The sequence below is a fragment of the Solwaraspora sp. WMMB335 genome, assembly GCF_049179075.1.
GTDB lineage: Bacteria > Actinomycetota > Actinomycetes > Mycobacteriales > Micromonosporaceae > Micromonospora_E.
Genome location: NZ_JBMHMF010000001.1, coordinates 2,939,870 through 2,956,034, shown reverse-complemented (window position 1 = coordinate 2,956,034; position 16,165 = coordinate 2,939,870). Strand labels below are relative to the sequence as shown.

General features: G+C 70.0%; 18 protein-coding genes. 11 read left to right on the top strand and 7 right to left on the bottom strand.

The features are described 5' to 3' along the window. Positions 1 to 53: 53 nt before the first annotated feature. From ACN27F_RS12645 to ACN27F_RS12635, 3 genes are all read left to right on the top strand, one after another. Positions 54 to 518, top strand: coding sequence for a hypothetical protein (locus ACN27F_RS12645; protein ID WP_421433529.1), 465 nt, complete (start codon positions 54 to 56; stop codon positions 516 to 518). A 99-nt stretch (positions 519 to 617) separates the two neighbouring features. Beyond that, positions 618 to 1,523 (top strand): biotin--[acetyl-CoA-carboxylase] ligase, encoded by a 906-nt coding sequence (locus ACN27F_RS12640; RefSeq protein WP_421433527.1) that lies wholly within the window; start codon positions 618 to 620, stop codon positions 1,521 to 1,523. 95 nt (positions 1,524 to 1,618) lie between these two features. Next, positions 1,619 to 2,200 carry a PH domain-containing protein gene (locus ACN27F_RS12635; protein WP_421433525.1) on the top strand — a complete coding sequence of 194 codons (582 nt, stop codon included), beginning with the start codon at positions 1,619 to 1,621 and terminating at the stop codon, positions 2,198 to 2,200. A 69-nt stretch (positions 2,201 to 2,269) separates the two neighbouring features. Here the strand turns inward: ACN27F_RS12635 and ACN27F_RS12630 are convergent, their stop codons facing one another. From ACN27F_RS12630 to ACN27F_RS12620, 3 genes are all read right to left on the bottom strand, one after another. Continuing rightward, a complete protein-coding gene (locus ACN27F_RS12630; RefSeq protein WP_421433524.1) occupies positions 2,270 to 2,767 on the bottom strand; it encodes a MaoC/PaaZ C-terminal domain-containing protein in 498 nt (165 codons plus the stop codon). A gap of 8 nt (positions 2,768 to 2,775) precedes the next feature. Then, positions 2,776 to 3,378 carry a GtrA family protein gene (locus ACN27F_RS12625; protein WP_421433522.1) on the bottom strand — a complete coding sequence of 201 codons (603 nt, stop codon included), beginning with the start codon at positions 3,376 to 3,378 and terminating at the stop codon, positions 2,776 to 2,778. Between the two features lie 68 nt (positions 3,379 to 3,446). Further along, a complete protein-coding gene (locus ACN27F_RS12620) occupies positions 3,447 to 3,980 on the bottom strand; it encodes a GtrA family protein (protein WP_421433521.1) in 534 nt (177 codons plus the stop codon). A 371-nt stretch (positions 3,981 to 4,351) separates the two neighbouring features. Between ACN27F_RS12620 and ACN27F_RS12615 the strand changes: the two genes are divergently transcribed. The 3 genes from ACN27F_RS12615 to ACN27F_RS12605 all read left to right on the top strand — a co-directional run bounded on the left by ACN27F_RS12615 (position 4,352) and on the right by ACN27F_RS12605 (position 8,302). Further along, positions 4,352 to 6,199: a phosphoenolpyruvate carboxykinase (GTP) gene (locus ACN27F_RS12615; protein ID WP_421433520.1), complete on the top strand. Its 1,848-nt coding sequence runs from the start codon at positions 4,352 to 4,354 to the stop codon at positions 6,197 to 6,199. A 167-nt stretch (positions 6,200 to 6,366) separates the two neighbouring features. After that, positions 6,367 to 7,521: an NAD(P)/FAD-dependent oxidoreductase gene (locus ACN27F_RS12610; protein ID WP_421440156.1), complete on the top strand. Its 1,155-nt coding sequence runs from the start codon at positions 6,367 to 6,369 to the stop codon at positions 7,519 to 7,521. Between the two features lie 10 nt (positions 7,522 to 7,531). Next, positions 7,532 to 8,302: an isoprenyl transferase gene (locus ACN27F_RS12605; protein ID WP_421433518.1), complete on the top strand. Its 771-nt coding sequence runs from the start codon at positions 7,532 to 7,534 to the stop codon at positions 8,300 to 8,302. Between the two features lie 36 nt (positions 8,303 to 8,338). Here ACN27F_RS12605 and otsB read toward each other — a convergent pair whose 3' ends face one another. The 3 genes from otsB to ACN27F_RS12590 form a co-directional block, all read right to left on the bottom strand. Continuing rightward, a complete protein-coding gene (otsB, locus tag ACN27F_RS12600) occupies positions 8,339 to 9,163 on the bottom strand; it encodes a trehalose-phosphatase (protein ID WP_421433516.1) in 825 nt (274 codons plus the stop codon). 102 nt (positions 9,164 to 9,265) lie between these two features. Continuing rightward, positions 9,266 to 9,640: a hypothetical protein gene (locus ACN27F_RS12595; RefSeq protein ID WP_421433514.1), complete on the bottom strand. Its 375-nt coding sequence runs from the start codon at positions 9,638 to 9,640 to the stop codon at positions 9,266 to 9,268. Between the two features lie 163 nt (positions 9,641 to 9,803). After that, positions 9,804 to 10,244 (bottom strand): helix-turn-helix domain-containing protein, encoded by a 441-nt coding sequence (locus ACN27F_RS12590; RefSeq protein WP_421433512.1) that lies wholly within the window; start codon positions 10,242 to 10,244, stop codon positions 9,804 to 9,806. A gap of 264 nt (positions 10,245 to 10,508) precedes the next feature. Between ACN27F_RS12590 and ACN27F_RS12585 the strand changes: the two genes are divergently transcribed. The 5 genes from ACN27F_RS12585 to ACN27F_RS12565 all read left to right on the top strand — a co-directional run bounded on the left by ACN27F_RS12585 (position 10,509) and on the right by ACN27F_RS12565 (position 15,036). Continuing rightward, positions 10,509 to 10,853, top strand: a complete 345-nt coding sequence (locus ACN27F_RS12585; protein ID WP_421433510.1) for a hypothetical protein — start codon at positions 10,509 to 10,511, stop codon at positions 10,851 to 10,853. A 22-nt stretch (positions 10,854 to 10,875) separates the two neighbouring features. Continuing rightward, complete coding sequence (locus ACN27F_RS12580; protein WP_421433508.1) at positions 10,876 to 11,292, top strand: hypothetical protein; 417 nt, start codon at positions 10,876 to 10,878, stop codon at positions 11,290 to 11,292. Positions 11,293 to 11,744: 452 nt separating this feature from the next. Beyond that, positions 11,745 to 13,193, top strand: a complete 1,449-nt coding sequence (locus ACN27F_RS12575; RefSeq protein ID WP_421433506.1) for a PhoH family protein — start codon at positions 11,745 to 11,747, stop codon at positions 13,191 to 13,193. Positions 13,194 to 13,555: 362 nt separating this feature from the next. Further along, the gene (locus tag ACN27F_RS12570) at positions 13,556 to 14,233 is read left to right on the top strand and encodes a transglycosylase SLT domain-containing protein (protein ID WP_421433504.1); all 678 of its coding nucleotides are present in this window, start codon (positions 13,556 to 13,558) and stop codon (positions 14,231 to 14,233) included. Between the two features lie 128 nt (positions 14,234 to 14,361). Further along, a complete protein-coding gene (locus ACN27F_RS12565) occupies positions 14,362 to 15,036 on the top strand; it encodes a rhomboid family intramembrane serine protease (protein ID WP_421433502.1) in 675 nt (224 codons plus the stop codon). Positions 15,037 to 15,095: 59 nt separating this feature from the next. Here ACN27F_RS12565 and glpX read toward each other — a convergent pair whose 3' ends face one another. Beyond that, the gene (glpX, locus tag ACN27F_RS12560) at positions 15,096 to 16,130 is read right to left on the bottom strand and encodes a class II fructose-bisphosphatase (RefSeq protein ID WP_421433500.1); all 1,035 of its coding nucleotides are present in this window, start codon (positions 16,128 to 16,130) and stop codon (positions 15,096 to 15,098) included. Positions 16,131 to 16,165 lie beyond the last annotated feature (35 nt).

The following is a 16,165-nucleotide window of genomic DNA, read 5'->3' as shown; positions in this document are numbered from 1 at the left end:
CCGTGCGACGTTTCCTGCTGGTTGCCCGGTTCGTTACCACCACCGTGACCGTTTTGGGAGTCGCACTGCTTGTTTCCGGCCTGACGGTGCTGGCCGGCATGTGGCGCACACTGTGGCCGGGGCGGACCGCCGACGGTGCCGACACCGGCGGCAGCGCGGACGGGTGGACGGTGGCCGGAGCGTGGACCGTGGTCGACGCGCACTCCTGCCCGGCGGGACCGGACACCAGGGCAGGACCGGGCCGGCGACGTCATCGCGGCCGGCGCCGGGCCGGTCGCGGTGGCCTGCGGCGGCGGGCGGCGGTGGTCGGCCGCCATCCGCTGACCGCCGTGCCGAGGCAGCGATCCGGCGAGCCGGCAGGCTGGCTGGCCGGGCAGCGTCCGAGCCCACCGCCATCGGCCACGGTCGTGCTGCCACCACCGGCGACGCCGGTCGTGCCGGTGATCGGGACGACGGTCACCGGCAGACCGTTCCGTGGTGTGGTCCCGATGCCGGACGGGCGGTACCTCCGGGAGTGACCGGCGCCGTAGGCACCTCCGGGAGTGATCGGCCGTAGGCACCTCCGGGAGTGACCGGCCGTAGGCACCTCCGGGAGTGATCGGCCGTAGGCTGGGCGGATGGCTGGCTCGCCGTACACCGACCTGGACCGCCCGCCGCTGGACCAGCGGGCGTTGCGGCGGGCGCTGGTCGTCCCCGGCGGGCTGTGGACCGCGCTGGAGGTTCGGGCGCAAACCGGCTCGACCAACGCCGACGTGCTGGCCGCAGCGCAGGCGGGGGCGGCCGAAGGGCTGGTCGTGACGGCGGAGCGGCAAACCGCGGGTCGTGGTCGCCATGGACGCAGCTGGCTCTCGCCGGCGCGTGCCGGGCTGGCGGTCAGCGTGCTGCTGCGTCCGGACGTGGCGCAGCCGTCCCGCGACTGGCCGGCCGTGCCGGCGGCCCGCTTCGGCTGGCTGCCGCTGCTCGTCGGTGTCGCGTTGGCTGACGCGGTCGCTCACCTCACCGGGTTGCCGGTCGGCCTGAAGTGGCCGAACGACCTGCTGATCGGGGAAGCCAAGTGTGCCGGAATCCTGGCCGAGGCGGCATCATGCGCCGGGTACGGCGGAACCGCCGTGGTGGTGGGCGTGGGACTCAACGTGACGCTGCGCGCCGGTGAACTGCCACCGGCGGCTGCCGGGCTGCCGGTGACCTCGCTGCAACTGGCCGGTGCCGCCGCTGCCGACCGTGACCCGCTGCTGCGGGCCCTGCTCCGTGGCGTCGAACAGTGGTACCAGCGGTGGCGCGCCGCTGGCGGCGATCCGGTGCCGGCCGGGCTGCGAGACGCCTACCTGCGACACTGCGTCACGGTCGGCCGTACGGTGCGGGTGTCGTTGCCGTCCGGTGTCGGGCACGTGGGCGTGGCCGGGACGATCGACGGCGACGGCCGGCTGGTGGTGCGGACTTCCAACGGCGAGGTGACGGTGGCCGCCGGGGACGTGGTACACGTACGGCCCGGCGACGCGCCGGGAAACGGTACGCACGGTTGACCGCCACGGCGCCCGATAACCGCTACGGTCTTCCCGGCGGTCGCAGCGGGCCGTCGGCCGGGCGTGGTCGCCCGGCGCCGGGTGAGGAGGTTGCCGTGGCATTTCCCGAGGACATGCTCACCGACGACGAGCACGTCGTGTTGCACCTGCATCCGCACTGGAAGGCCCTGGTACGGCCGGTAGCGGTGCTGGTGGTGGCGATCGCTGCCGTGGTGGCCGGGTTCGTCTTCCTGCCGGCCGGTACGGGTGGGACCGTCGCGCTCTACGCGATCGCAGCGGCCGCCCTGATCCTGGCGCTGTGGCTCAGCCTCTGGCCGTTTTTGATGTGGCGTACCACACACTACGTCTTCACCAATGAACGGGTGGTGCTGCAGCACGGCGTGTTCGCCCGGGAACGGCGGGACATTCCGTTGAACCGGGTCAACGACCATTCGATGAACCAGCGCTTCAGCGAACGGCTGTTGGGCTGCGGCACGCTGACCATCGAGTCGGCCGGTGAGCGCGGGCAGACGGTGCTGACCGACATCCCGTCGGTCGGCCGGGTGCAGACCACCCTGTACGAGCTCGCCGAGGCGCACCACGACCGGCACAGTCTCGGCGACGGTGAGATGCGCGAGATCCTCGACGAGGTGCGCCAGGACCGCGAGCGGCCCGACGGCGCGCCGGCGAATCCGTGACCCGTGGGCCGACCGTCAGCCGGCCGTGACGTGGGCCAACCGTCAGCCGACCGTGACGTGGGCCGGCGGTCAGCCGGCCAGATCGGTGTCGCGCAGCGCGAACCAGCCACGGAAGCGGGTCCGCAGCACCTCGCGTTCTGGTCGGTCGTAGCTGTCGAGCCGGGTCAGCGAACCCAGCAGCGTCACCGTACCCAGACCGGGGCGGGCGGTGGAGAGTTTGCGGGTCAGCACGTCGAGGCGGCCCGCCAGGCGGTCACCGGCGTACACCGGGGCGAGCCAGCGCAGTTCCTCCAGCCCGGGTGAGGTGTCCGCGGCGGCGCGGGACAGGACCGCGTCCACGTAGGCCCGCATGAACAGACTGACCGTGAAGAAGCCGCTCGCGATCACCGTGCCGTACCGGCTCTGCCCGGCGAGTCGCGGGTCGACGTGGTACCACTGCGGGTCGAACCGTTCGGCGAAGTCGACCATCTCCGCGCCGTCCACCACGGTGATACCCAGGTCGAAGGAGCCGCCCGGCGCGAGGTCCTCGAAGAACAGCTCGGCATCGCCGCCGGTGCCGGATCGCACGTCGTCGGTCAGGGGTTGGCCGGCCGGGTCGACGCGGCGACTTCCGTCGCCAATTCGACGCCGAGCGACTCGGGCAGAGCGGCCGGGCTGTCCGGCACCCGGGACGCCGGTGCCGGTGCGGCTTGCGCTCGGCTCGCTTGGTGCGGGATGTGCCCGCTGCCGGCGTGGTCCGCGGGCGTGCCCGGCCGGAACACGAAGGTCCGATAGGCCCAGAACCGGAAGATTGTGCCGATCACCAGACCGAAGGTCTTGATGATGTTCAGGGCCAGCAGCCCGGTGATGCCGAAGCCGTACTTGGCCAGCGCCAGCACCCCGACCTCGATGGCCAGCCCGGTGAGGTTGAACAAGAAGAACAGCAGGTACTCGCGGCGGATGGTGGACTTGGGTCGGTCCCGGTAGGTCCAGTGCCGGTTCATGAAGTACGAGCTGGTGGTTGCGACCACTGCCGCGATCACGGTTGCCTTCAGCTGACCGTCGGTGAGCACGGTGAGGGCGAGTACGTTGAACACCGCGTAGTTGACCACCGTGTTGATGCCGCCGACGGTGCCAAACTTCAGGACCTCGCGGATGAACCTCTGCCAACGTTGCGGCAGAAGGTGGAGTAGTCGCATCAGATCACCATACGGCAGGTCGGTCGGGTGTTCCGGGCGATCGGCGGGTAGCCGGCATTCGGGTCGGTCTACTCACCTTCGGTAGCCGCTGCCTGGACCACGGCCGGGGTTGCAGCGATGAAAACGAATCTATGGTAGGCCCAGAAGCGGAACAGTGTGCCGAGCATCACGCCGACGAAGTTGGCCGCGATGTTGTCCGCCAGCAGCGTGCGGAACACGGGCCAGATGCTGCCCAGGCCGTAGTGGCTGATTGCCAGACAGGCCAGCCCGATGCCCAGTCCGACCGCGTTGAAGAAGAAGTACAGTCCGTACTCACGGGCCAGCCCGGAGCGGGCCCGGTGCCGCCAGGTCCAGAAGCGGTTGCCGACGAACGCCACCGAGGCGGCGATCACCGTCGACAGCGTCTTGGCGGTCAGCGGACCGAGCCCGAGCGCGCTCTGCGCGATGTTGAACAGCGCGATGTCGACCACGAACGCGACGCCGCCGACCACGCCGAACTTGCCCAATTCGCGACCAAGTCGTCCGAACCGGTCGCGGAGCCGGTGGACCAGCCTCGAGCGGGTGGCGGCGGCGGACGGCTCGCCAGCGGCGGACACGGGCACGTGATCGAGCGTAGCGGCTACCGGCGCCGCGCAGGGCGGCACCACGCTTTGTCGCCGGCGCGAAGCGCTCGCCGACCCGGTGCCCGACTACCAAGGGTAATCGGCTGTGGAATTGCTAACAGGCCGGAGGATTTTGCGTACAACTGCGCGTGGGAGCGAGAAACGGCACTTCAGATTGCATGTGACGCCATCTTGTGCAGTTCTTCACAAGCTCGCCCGCTGTCCTGAGCAGCTGATCGGTTTACCCTGAGTCCAACTCCCGGACTTCTATTCTCGGCGGCTGGCCCGGCCATCCGCCGGTGCCGTGCACTTTCGAAACGAGGATGCGCGCTCCGGGAACGAGGGTCAGCGCCGACCACGAGGAGATTGCCATGACTGTCGCGGCCACCGCGTCCGTCCCGTCGAACAATCCCGTTCCCGCTCCCACCAACCACCGCCGACTGCTCGCCTGGGTACAGGAGATCGCCACGCTGACCACCCCCGACCGGGTGCTCTGGGTCGACGGATCCCTTGCCGAATGGCACCGGCTCACCGACGAACTTGTCGACGCCGGCACCCTGGTCCGGCTGGACGGTGAGAGCCGGCCCAACTCGTTCTGGGCCCGCACCGACCCGACCGACGTGGCCCGGATCGAGGAACGTACCTTCATCTGCTCGCCCGACCCCGACGGTGCCGGGCCGACCAACAACTGGGTGGATCCCGCGCAGATGAAGCGGGAGATGACCGCGCTGTACGCGGGCTGCATGCGCGGCCGGACGATGTACGTCGTCCCGTTCTGCATGGGGCCACTGGACGCACCGGAACCGATGTTCGGGGTGGAGATCACCGACAGCCCGTACGTCGTCGCCTCCATGCGGATCATGACCCGGATGGGTGCCGAGGTGCTGGCCGCGATGGGCGACGACGCCGACTTCGTGCCCGCCCTGCACTCGGTGGGCGCGCCGCTGGAGCCCGGCCGGGCCGACGTGCCGTGGCCGTGCAACGAGACCAAGTACATCTCGCACTTCCCGCAGACCCGGGAGATCTGGTCGTACGGATCGGGCTACGGTGGCAACTCGCTGCTCGGCAAGAAGTGCTACGCGCTGCGGATCGCCAGCGTGATCGCCCGCGATCAGGGCTGGCTCGCCGAACACATGCTGATCCTCAAGCTGACCGCTCCCGACGGCCAGGTCCGCTACATCGCCGGTGCCTTCCCGTCCGCCTGCGGCAAGACCAACCTGGCCATGCTGGAGCCGACCATCCCCGGCTGGAAGGTCGAGACGATCGGCGACGACATCGCCTGGATGCGCTTTGGCGACGACGGCCGGTTGTACGCGGTCAACCCCGAGTACGGCCTGTTCGGCGTCGCCCCCGGCACGGACTGGCGGACCAACGCCAACGCCATGCGGACCCTCGCCCGGGGCAACACCATCTTCACCAACGTCGCGCTCACCGACGACCGGGACGTGTGGTGGGAGGGGATGGGGGAGCCGCCCGCGCACCTGACCGACTGGCGTGGCGCGGACTGGGCCCCCGGACAGGACACCGACGCCGCCCACCCGAACAGTCGGTTCTGCACCCCGATCACCCAGTGCCCGATCCTGGCCGAGGAGTACCACGACCCGCGTGGGGTACCGATCGACGCGATCCTGTTCGGCGGCCGGCGGCGGACCACCGTACCGCTGGTGACCGAGGCCCGTGACTGGGTGCACGGGGTGTACCTGGGTGCCACCCTGTCCTCGGAGACCACCGCCGCGGCGGCCGGCAAGGTCGGCGTCGTGCGGCGCGACCCGATGGCGATGCTGCCGTTCATCGGTTACCACGCCGGGGACTACTTCCGGCACTGGATCGAGATGGGCAAGGGCGCCGACGGCGACGCCGCCAAGCTGCCGAAGATCTTCTACGTCAACTGGTTCCGCCGTGGCGACGACGGCCGGTTCCTGTGGCCCGGGTTCGGGGAGAACTCCCGGGTGCTCAAGTGGATCGTCGGTCGGCTGGACGGGACCGCTGCGGCGGTGGAGACACCGATCGGTCACGTACCGACCCCGGACGCGCTCGACCTGTCCGGCCTCGACACCGACCAGGCGGACATCGCGGCGGCCCTCGACGTCGACCCGGCCCAGTGGCGTGCGGAACTGCCGCAGATCGTCGAATGGTTCGAACGCTTCGGCGACAAGCTGCCCGGGGTGCTCTGGGCGGAACTCGACGCGCTGCGGGCCCGGCTGGACGTCGCTGGTTGACCGGCGGCGCGCCGCCGGCGCCAGCGGTAGCGCTGGCGGTCTACGGTGTGATGACCGGCCGCGGGTGGCGGGCCGGCGGCGCGGACACCCGGCAGCGATCTGCGGGTTCCGCGGGTTCTTGCGGGTTCCGCGACGATGACCAGGAGGGCCGGGTGAGCGGTACCGGGGTGGTCGACGTGGCGGTGGTCGGTGCCGGCCCGGCCGGGGCCGCCGCGGCGCTGGCCGCCCGCCGGGCGGGTGCCCGGGTGCTGCTGCTCGACCGGGCCAGGTTCCCGCGCGACAAGCCGTGCGGCGACGGTATCGCCCCGCACACGATCGACGTGTTGACCGACCTCGGGGTGCCGGACCCGGTCGACGGGTACGCTCCGGTGACCCGGTTACGGCTGGTCGCCCCGTACGGCGGGCAGGTCGCCGACGAGCTACGCCGCCCGGCGTACACGGTGCCACGGACCGTCTTCGACGCCCGCCTGGTCGCCGCCGCGCTCGACGCCGGAGCCGAGCTGCGCCAGCACACCGTACGGCGGATGGTGGCCGACGACGGGCTGGTGGTGCTCGACGGCGAGATCGCCGCGCGGGCCGTGGTCGGTGCCGACGGTGCGGGTTCGGTCGTACGTCGGGCGCTGGGCTGCGACGCCAACCCGGCCGGGCATCTCGCGCTCGCGATCCGTGGCTACGCCCCGGCTGCCCCGACGTCCGCGCACGAGCAGCGGATCGTCACCACGGCAGCTGGCTGGCCGGCGTACGCCTGGTCGTTCCCGATCGGTGACGGGCGGGCGAACGTCGGGTACGGCGAGGTGCTGCGGGGTCGTCCGGTGACCCGCGCACACCTGCTCGACCGGCTGGTGGCGCTGCTGGACGGGACCGACCTGGCACAGGTGAGCGACCTGCGGGCGCACCATCTGCCGCTGGCCACCTGGCGTCCGTCACCAGGTGCCGGGCGGGTGGTGCTGGCCGGCGACGCGTTGTCGTTGATCAATCCATTCACCGGGGAAGGCATCTTCTACGCCGTCCTGTCCGGCGCGCTGGCCGGTACCGCTGCCGCCCGGGAGCCCGCGCACGCCGCCAGCCGCTACCGGCGGGCGTTGCACCGTCGCCTGGGGGCACACCTGCGGCACAGTGCCGCCGCCAGCTGGCTGGCCCGGCGCCCGGCGATGGTCGACGCGGCGGTGGTGGCGGCCGCTCGGGACCGCCAGGTGTTCGACGCCATCGTCGATCTCGGCCTCGGCGACGGCCTGTTGAATGCGCGAACGGTACGGAAAGCTGTCGCGAACGCGGTGGTTTGCCAGACAGCCGGTACGGTACGTCGCAGGCGTGGTCGCTAGGCTGCACGGGATGACTCTGCGGGACCTCCTCTATTCGGCCTATGAGCGGCGGCTCATGGCGAAGTTGGTGGGCAAACCAGTGCCGGGACACGTCGGAGTGATGTGTGACGGCAACCGCCGCTGGGCCCGGGAGATGGGATTCGTCGACCCCAACGACGGCCACCGGGTCGGCGCAGCGAAGATCAAGCACCTGCTCAACTGGTGTGACCAGGCCGGCATCGGGCACGTCACGCTCTATCTGCTGGCCACCGACAACCTGCGGCGACCGGCCCGCGAGCTGGATCCGCTGCTGGACATCATCGAGAAACTGGTCACCGAGCTGGCGGAGGCGGGCAACCCGTGGCGGTTGCGTATCGTCGGCGCACTCGACCTGTTGCCCGGCAACACGGCGACCGCTCTGAAGGCGGCGCAGGAGCGGACCCGGGAGCGCATCGACGGTGCCCAGGTCAACATCGCGGTCGGGTACGGCGGCCGCCGCGAGATCGCCGACGCCGTCCGGTCACTGCTCTACGAGTACGCCAAGTCCGGCGGCACCCTGGAGGAGCTGGCCGAGGTACTCGACGTCGACCACATCGCCGAACACCTTTACACCCGGGGGCAGCCCGATCCGGACCTGGTCATCCGGACCAGCGGCGAGCAGCGCCTGTCCGGCTTCCTGCTCTGGCAGTCGGCACATTCGGAGTTCTACTTCTGCGACGTCAACTGGCCGGACTTCCGGCGGGTGGACTTCCTGCGCGCGCTGCGTTCGTACGCCAACCGGCAGCGTCGCTACGGTGCCTGAGCCCGGCCCACGGCGGCGGGCCGGGACGGCGACGGCTCAGTCGAGCGTGTGGACCGCCGAGGTCAGGAAATCGCCGAGCGCCTCCGGCGAGTCGATGGTCAGATCGGCGGCGGCCGACACGTCATGGCCGGTCTCGGCGTTGGCCACCGCGACGCACACCCCGAAGAAATCGGGGTTCGCCTGCTCGTGGGCCCGCAGCGCGGCGAACGCCTTGATGTCGGAGACGTCGTCGCCGAAGTACCAGGCACAGCTGGCGGTGCCGATCGCGTCGCCGATGACCATCCCCTTGTCGCGGTCGACCGGGGGCTTCAGCTCGACCACCATCCGGCCGGCCTGCAGGCGCAGACCCAGCCGTTCGGCCTGGCTGCGGCCCCACGACTCGACGGTCCCGGCGAGTTCCGGCGCGGTCCGGTAGTGCAGCGCCACCGACAGTCGCTTGAACTCGACCAGGGTGCCGTCAGGGAGTTCCGTACGGGCCAGATCGGCCAACTCCTCCATCGCCGGCACCCAGGGCAGGGCGGCGGGTTCGGTGACGGTCTGGCCGGAGCCGTGGCTGTGCTCCAGGCCGTACAGACCGTAGAGATCCACCTCGGAGATCGTCGCGAACTGGGCCCGGAGGAACTCCACCGGGCGGGCGGACACGATCGCGACCCGCTGCACCACACCGGTAAGTGACTCGATCGCCGCCAGCACCTTGGGTGCTGGTTGCACCGAGGTGGGATCGTCACCGACCGGGGCGAGCGTGCCGTCGAAGTCGAAGAACAGCACGCACCGGTCGGCGCGATCGATGGTGGCTCGCCATGCCTGCTCCGCGGTCAGCGGGCGGGCGAGGCGCTGATTCCCTACATCGAACGGCCGCACGGGCGCCAGCGTACCTGCTGACGGCCCTGGTGCCAGACCTCTCACCGGATGAACGTTTGGGTAGCACGGGCCCGCTGACTACGGTCCGGAACCGCCCGATGGTCAGTCCTCACCACCGGTCATCAGCCGCCGGCCGTGCATCCTCGGTGCAATTTGCACGACGGCAGCGTCTTGTGGCTGGCCCTGCCGGAGCAGATATCCCTCGACGAAGCCGGCGTTCCGATCGCCGACGTGTGAATCGACTTCATTGAGTCGGGCAACCAGAAATTCGGTGAGTGCGGTCAGCCGTCCCTGCTGCCGGTCGTTGAGGTGTGCGATGACCGCCACCAGGGTGGCGACCGATGCGCAGGCGATGGCGAACATATTGACCACCACCGGTACCTCGCCGGTGCGTAGGACCGCGACAACGATATTCGTGGTTCCGCAAAGCGTGATCGCGACGGCCGCGACCACTACTGCCGACCATTTGAGGGTCATCGGATTCGACCCCCCCTTCTGTCCCGCAGGGCTGTGTTCGGCCTTGTCCCGTCCCCCCGCCGACGACGAGCCCAAGCAGTACGGAGAGGAACGCTATCGTGACTCAGCGTGCAAGTGGGACGGAATCGGGCTGCTTGATCGGCTTTCTTTCGCCATCTGAGAACTACCCTGCCCTCTTGGGGCCTTTGCGTGGTTCGGCCGGAAGCGGTGGTCGATAGGCCAAATAGCGAATAGTCTCCCGAATATGAAACTTTTCCGCGTCTGACACGTTTGGGTCGACCAGCCTGCGGAGCAGCGCCTCGACGTCGGGATCCATCGGCGGTGCGGCCGGGGCCGGCCGGGCGCTGGTCGCCCGGTCCCAACCCAGGACGCCGAACGCCACGATCGGATTGATTCCGAGCCCTTCGCAGAACGCGACCACCCGCTCGGCCTCCGGGTCGCTGGACCACTCGCCGCGTACCCACCGGTTGACCGTCTGGCGCGAGACGCCGGTGCGGCGGGAAACCTCCGAGCCGGTCCAGGCGCGGGTCGCCCGCGCGTCGGCGAGCGCCTTACGTACGAAGGCGGCGAAGGCAATTTTCCGCCCGGCGGAGCTGTCCGGCACCGGCCGACGGTACGGCCGATCGCCACTCTTCCTGGGGGCGGGAAGCTTCCTGTACTGCGTCTGTGACAGAGCTTTGTGAATCTCTGTCGGGAAACTATCCCTTGTCACGAGGGGTGTCACAGGTGCAGTCTAAGGTTGCCGCGAGGTGGTGCTAATCACCCGAAAAGACGATGCTGTCACTCATGCGTGACGCTTTACCATACGTCACGTGTTTGAGACACTGCGCGAGTGTAGTTGTCGCTTATGTGCTACGGAGGCGGTGCGGTGACCGAGCTCGCGACCCGCTCTCAGGCGTTCGGCCTGATCGCGGACGGGGTTTCTGCCGGCCTCAGCGCGCCGTGGCGGCTCTACCTCGCGCGCGGATGCCGGTACCTCTCGCTGAACGTGGGTGACCGCGCCGAGTGGAACGCGTGGCGGGCGCACCTGGGCTGCCCGGAGCTGAGCGTCCGGGTCTACGACGCCGGAGGTGAGATCAGGCGTGCCTCGGTCGCCGAGGTCGTGCTCGACGGTTGCCGGATCAGTGTCGAACTGGTCGAAGAGGTGAGGACCGACGACATCGATCGGCTTCTCACCGACGACCCGACGTCGTTCGAGTCGGAGGAAACATGATCAGACGGATCGGGGTCATCGGATGAGCCCGTTCTTCGCGGTCTTCCTGGTGCTGCTGCTGGCCTCGTCCAGCTATGCCGCCGGGCGGCTGCACGGTCAACTCAGCTACCGGATCGGTTACCGCTTCGGCTACCGCCAAGGCTACTTCGACGGCGATCGGGGTGCCTGGAACCGCCGGCGGCGGGAGACGCGGGCGGCCATCGCCTCCGTGCTGCCCGATCCGGTGCGGGAGTCGGAGCCGGTGCGTGGACCGGGGGACGTACCGGTGCCCGGGCCGGAACCGGTCCAGGTCGCTCCGGTGGTGTCCGTCGCCCGCGCGACCGGCACCGACCTGGCGGTGCGACACGGGACCACCTACACCGGCGCCGCCTTCGTAGGCAGTGCCACCGCCGGTGGCGGCCGGCACGCGCGGGAGATCGTGGTCGGCCAGCGTCCCTAATAAGGGATTCTGAGATACTATAAATGTGTTTGTTCTGTTATGAGCTTTCTTCGAGCATGGCGTCGACGTTGAGGCGAACGCGACACCATGTGGGAGCCCGGTGTCACCGCGCCGGAGTTCCTCCCGGCCGGGACGCGTGCAGGGGGTGCGCGTCCCGGCCGGCCACCCCCCGGCGTACCGATATGTCCAGCACGTAACGGCAATATGTCCGGCATGCGTACCGGTCGGCGATGCCGCCCGCCCCGCCCCAGGTCGGGGCTGATGATCGGTGCCGACGCCTAGCCGAGGCCGGATCCGGCAGCTAGCGTCTAGTCATGGTCCGGGGCCATCCCGGGCCAGCCGGACGGTCCGGACCTGCTACGTATGCATGGGTTCGCATCCGACCCGTGCTTCCGGGCCCCGGTGGAGCCGGATCGCGGGCGGATCGGGTGCACGCCCGACGGAGCAGGCCTGTGACGAGTCGACGTACCACCCCCCGGGCCGATCAGGACCCGACCGCCACTGTCCCGTCCAGCCGTAGCCGGACCCGTCGCCGCACCCCGGACGCGCGCATCGCGTCCGCGCCGGCCGAGCGGCCCGCCGGTACCGATCAGCCGCATCAGCCCGTCCCGACCGCCCGCGCGTACGTGCTGGACACCTCGGTCCTGCTGTCCGACCCGGGCGCGTTCCACCGGTTCGCCGAGCACGAGGTGGTCATCCCGCTCGTGGTCATCTCCGAGCTGGAGGGTAAGCGGCATCATCCGGAGCTGGGTTGGTTCGCCCGGCAGTCCCTGCGGATGCTGGACGAGTTGCGCGTGCGCCACGGCCGGCTGGACCAGCCGGTCCCGGCAAACGATCTCGGCGGCAGCCTGCGGGTCGAACTCAACCACGCGGACACCGACGTGCTGCCGCCCGGGTTCCGCAACGAGTCCAACGACACCCGGATCCTCTCGGTCGCGCTGAGCATGGGCGCCGAGGGCCGGGACGTCGTCCTGGTCAGCAAGGACATGCCGTTGCGGGTCAAGGCGGCCTCGGTCGGCCTGACCGCCGACGAGTACCGGCACGGCCAGGCCAGCGACCCCACCTGGACCGGCATGGCCGAGCTGGAACTCACCGACGAGCAGGTCAAGCACCTGTACGGTGGGGAAGCCGTCGACCTGGACAGTGCCGCCGGGCTGCCCTGCCACACCGGGCTGGTGCTGCACGGCACCGGCGGATCGGCCCTGGGGCGGGTGATGTCCGACAAGACGGTGCGGCTGGTGCGCGGCGACCGGGAAGCGTTCGGGCTGCGGGGTCGCTCCGCCGAACAACGGATCGCGCTGGACCTGCTGCTCGACGAGTCGATCGGGATCGTTTCGCTCGGCGGGCGGGCCGGCACCGGCAAGTCCGCGTTGGCGCTGTGCGCCGGGCTGGAAGCGGTCATGGAGCGGCGCCGCCACCGGAAGGTGGTCGTGTTCCGGCCGTTGTACGCCGTCGGTGGGCAGGAGCTCGGTTACCTGCCGGGCTCGGAGTCGGAGAAGATGTCGCCGTGGGCTCAGGCGGTCTTCGACACCCTTGGCGCGGTGGTGCACGAGAACGTCATGGAGGAGGTGCTGGCCCGAGGCATGCTGGAAGTGCTGCCGTTGACCCACATCCGGGGCCGCAGCCTGCACGATGCCTTCGTGATCGTCGACGAGGCCCAGTCGCTGGAGCGCAACGTGCTGCTCACCGTGCTTTCCCGGATCGGGCAGGGTTCCCGCGTGGTACTGACCCACGACGTGGCGCAGCGGGACAACCTGCGGGTGGGCCGGCACGACGGGGTGACCGCGGTGATCGAGGCGCTGAAGGGGCATCCGCTGTTCGCACATGTCACGTTGACCCGATCGGAGCGTTCTCCTATCGCCGAAATGGTCACTGATTTGTTGGAGGACATCCCGCGTTGAGCTCGGCTGGGCGGATATTTAGTCCGCTTTGAGGGCGAAAAGCGGCGTGTCCAATGTCACAAACGATGCCGCGCGTTTCCCATCCGCCTCACTGTGCGCGATGGTGGTCGGCGAGCGCGCGCACCGACGACGCCCTCGGGATCCGCGATCCACACGACCAGCGGATCCGATGCGACGAGGACGGACGTGACGAGGACGTCGGTGGAGCGCGCCGGCCGGGCACCATCGCGACCGGCCGGCGCGCGACCCACCCGGTCGGGCGCTCACGGCGTGCCTAGCCTGGGCCGTCGCCGGTCTGAGCGCCGGTGACCGGGCCGGCGGTGGCCGCGCCGTGCCCCTGCCCCCGACGAAGGGACCACTACGTGACTCGGCTGTGGAGCCGGTTCGGTGTCCGGGCGCTCGCCGTCGGCCTGCTCGTCACAGGCGTCGCTGGCGGGTTCTACCTGGACAGCGACCGGGAAACCCAGCAACGCATCACCGACGCCCGGCTGGCGGCCGAGGCCGAGCAGGTGGAACTCGAACTGCTCCGCGAGCGCCGCGCCGAGCACCAACGGCAGATGGTGCAGCGCCGTAACGCGGAGCGTGAAGCGGCCGAGAAGGCGACCGCGGCGGCCAAGGCCGAGGCCACCAAGGCCAAGCGGGCCGAGCAGGTCACCGAGCAGAAGCAGGCGGCGGCCGCCCAGCCGTCGACCGAGACGGTGCCGTACGCCGGCCCGATCCCGGCCTCGTGCGACGAGTTCAGCGGCAACCGGGCGATCGGCTGTGCGCTCACCCTGGACCGGGGTTGGGGACTCGACCAGTTCGCCTGCCTGAACAAGCTCTGGAACAAGGAGAGCGGCTGGAACCATCAGGCCCAGAATCCGTCTTCCGGGGCCTACGGAATTCCCCAGGCGGTGCCGGGCAACAAGATGTCCGCCGCCGGTGCCGACTGGCAGAGCAACCCGGCGACCCAGATCAAGTGGGGTCTCGGCTACATCGCGAACCGGTACGGCACCCCGTGCGGGGCCTGGCAACAATCACAGGCCGCCGGCTGGTACTGACCGGCCCGCCGTCGAGCGCACGCCGATTCGGCGGTGGCCGGATCCGATCGGATCCGGCCACCGCCATTTCTGGTCGCTTCCGGGCGCTCGGCTGGCGCGGGTGGCGCCGACCTGATAGCTACTTGAGGATGGCGTACGGCGTGTCCTCCTCGGGCGGCTCCCCGAGCAGCTCCTCCGGCGGCGACCCGAGCCGGTTCGGCACCGAGGCCTTCTACGCCTCGCTGGGCCGGGCGTTCGTCGCGATGTGCGCCGTCGTACCGGTGCTGTTCGTGATCGAGGCGCTCGACGTCTGGCTCGACGCCGGACTCGACCTGACCGCCGGGATCATCCCTCGGCGTACCCAGGGCCTCGACGGGGTGTTCTTCGCCCCGTTCCTGCACCACGGCTTCGACCACCTCTACAGCAACAGCGTGCCGTTGATCCTGCTCGGCACGTTCGTGCTGGCCGCCGGGGTACGCCGGTTCCTCTACTCCACCCTGGTGATCGTCCTGGTCAGCGGGATCGGCGTGTGGCTCACCGGGTCGCCCAACACCGTGGTCGTCGGCGCCAGCGGAGTGGTGTTCGGCTACCTGGGCCTGGTGCTGATGCGCGGGATCGTCGAACGCACCTGGTGGAATCTCGGTGTCGTGCTGCTGGTGGGGCTGCTCTACGGCTGGCAACTGGTGGGCATCCTGCCCACCGACGCGTTGATCTCCTGGCAGGGCCACCTGTTCGGGTTCGTCGGCGGGGTGCTCGCCGCGATCCTGTTCCGCCGCCGGCACAGCTACGACCCGTACGACGCCGATCCCCTCGGCCTGCCCTGAGCGGCGCCATCGCGCCGGCACGCCCCGCAGGCGTGCCGGCGGGCGGAGGCACGGGCCCGTCAGGTGCCGAGATCGGCGATCGGGCGTCCGTCGAAGTCGACCGCGGAGTACAACGCCAGTTTCTCCAACCGGTGGTAGGAGTCGATCACCCGGATCGTGCCGCTCTTGGAGCGCATCACGATCGACTGGGTGTACGCGCCGCCGGAGCGGTAGCGCACGCCGCGCAGCAGATCGCCCGAGGTCACCCCGGTGGCGACGAAGAAGCAGTTGTCCCCGGTCACCAGGTCGTCGGTGGCCAGCACCCGGTCCAGGTCGTGCCCGGCCGACAACGCCTTGTCCCGCTCGGCGTCGTCGCGCGGCCAGAGCTTGGCCTGCATCGCCCCGCCCATGCACTTGAGCGCGGTAGCGGCGATGATGCCCTCCGGCGTACCGCCGATGCCCATCAGCACGTCGACGTCGGACTCTTCGCGGGCCGCGGAGATCGCGCTGGCGATGTCTCCGTCGGAGAGAAACCGGATCCGGGCGCCGGCGTCGCGGATCTCACCGACCAGCTCGGTGTGCCGCGGGCGGTCCAGGATGCTGACCGTCACGTCGGCGACGCTCGACTTCTTGACCTTGGCGATCCGGCGCAGGTTCTCGTGCACCCCCGCGTCGATGTCGATCACGTCGGCACAGTCCGGGCCGACGGCCAGCTTCTCCATGTAGAACACGGCGCTCGGGTCGAACATCGCCCCCCGTTCGGCCACCGCCAGCACGGCCAGGGCGTTGGGCATGCCCTTGCTCATCAGGGTGGTGCCGTCGATCGGGTCGACCGCGACGTCCACCTGTGGGCCGGAACCGTCACCGACCTGCTCACCGTTGTAGAGCATCGGGGCGTTGTCCTTCTCGCCTTCGCCGATGACGACCACCCCGCGCATCTGAATCGAGTTGATCAGTTTGCGCATGGCGTCGACAGCGGCGCCGTCGCCGCCTTCCTTGTCGCCCCGGCCCACCCAGCGGCCCGCGGCCATCGCGGCGGCTTCGGTGACCCGGACCAGGTCCAGGGCCAGGTTACGGTCGAGATTCTGCGGCTTACGGGTACCGGGACCGGACATCGTGCTCCTCCTCGCGACGGTGCGGGGCGCAGGCC

What these genes read in the sequence shown, in the direction of transcription:
- ACN27F_RS12640 (WP_421433527.1), top strand. Translation starts at nt 618, where the DNA reads ATGGCTGGCTCGCCGTACACCGACCTGGACCGCCCGCCGCTGGACCAG.
- ACN27F_RS12625 (WP_421433522.1), bottom strand. Translation starts at nt 3,378, where the DNA reads ATGCGACTACTCCACCTTCTGCCGCAACGTTGGCAGAGGTTCATCCGC.
- ACN27F_RS12615 (WP_421433520.1), top strand. Translation starts at nt 4,352, where the DNA reads ATGACTGTCGCGGCCACCGCGTCCGTCCCGTCGAACAATCCCGTTCCC.
- ACN27F_RS12605 (WP_421433518.1), top strand. Translation starts at nt 7,532, where the DNA reads ATGACTCTGCGGGACCTCCTCTATTCGGCCTATGAGCGGCGGCTCATG.
- ACN27F_RS12595 (WP_421433514.1), bottom strand. Translation starts at nt 9,640, where the DNA reads ATGACCCTCAAATGGTCGGCAGTAGTGGTCGCGGCCGTCGCGATCACG.
- ACN27F_RS12580 (WP_421433508.1), top strand. Translation starts at nt 10,876, where the DNA reads ATGAGCCCGTTCTTCGCGGTCTTCCTGGTGCTGCTGCTGGCCTCGTCC.
- ACN27F_RS12565 (WP_421433502.1), top strand. Translation starts at nt 14,362, where the DNA reads ATGGCGTACGGCGTGTCCTCCTCGGGCGGCTCCCCGAGCAGCTCCTCC.
- glpX (WP_421433500.1), bottom strand. Translation starts at nt 16,130, where the DNA reads ATGTCCGGTCCCGGTACCCGTAAGCCGCAGAATCTCGACCGTAACCTG.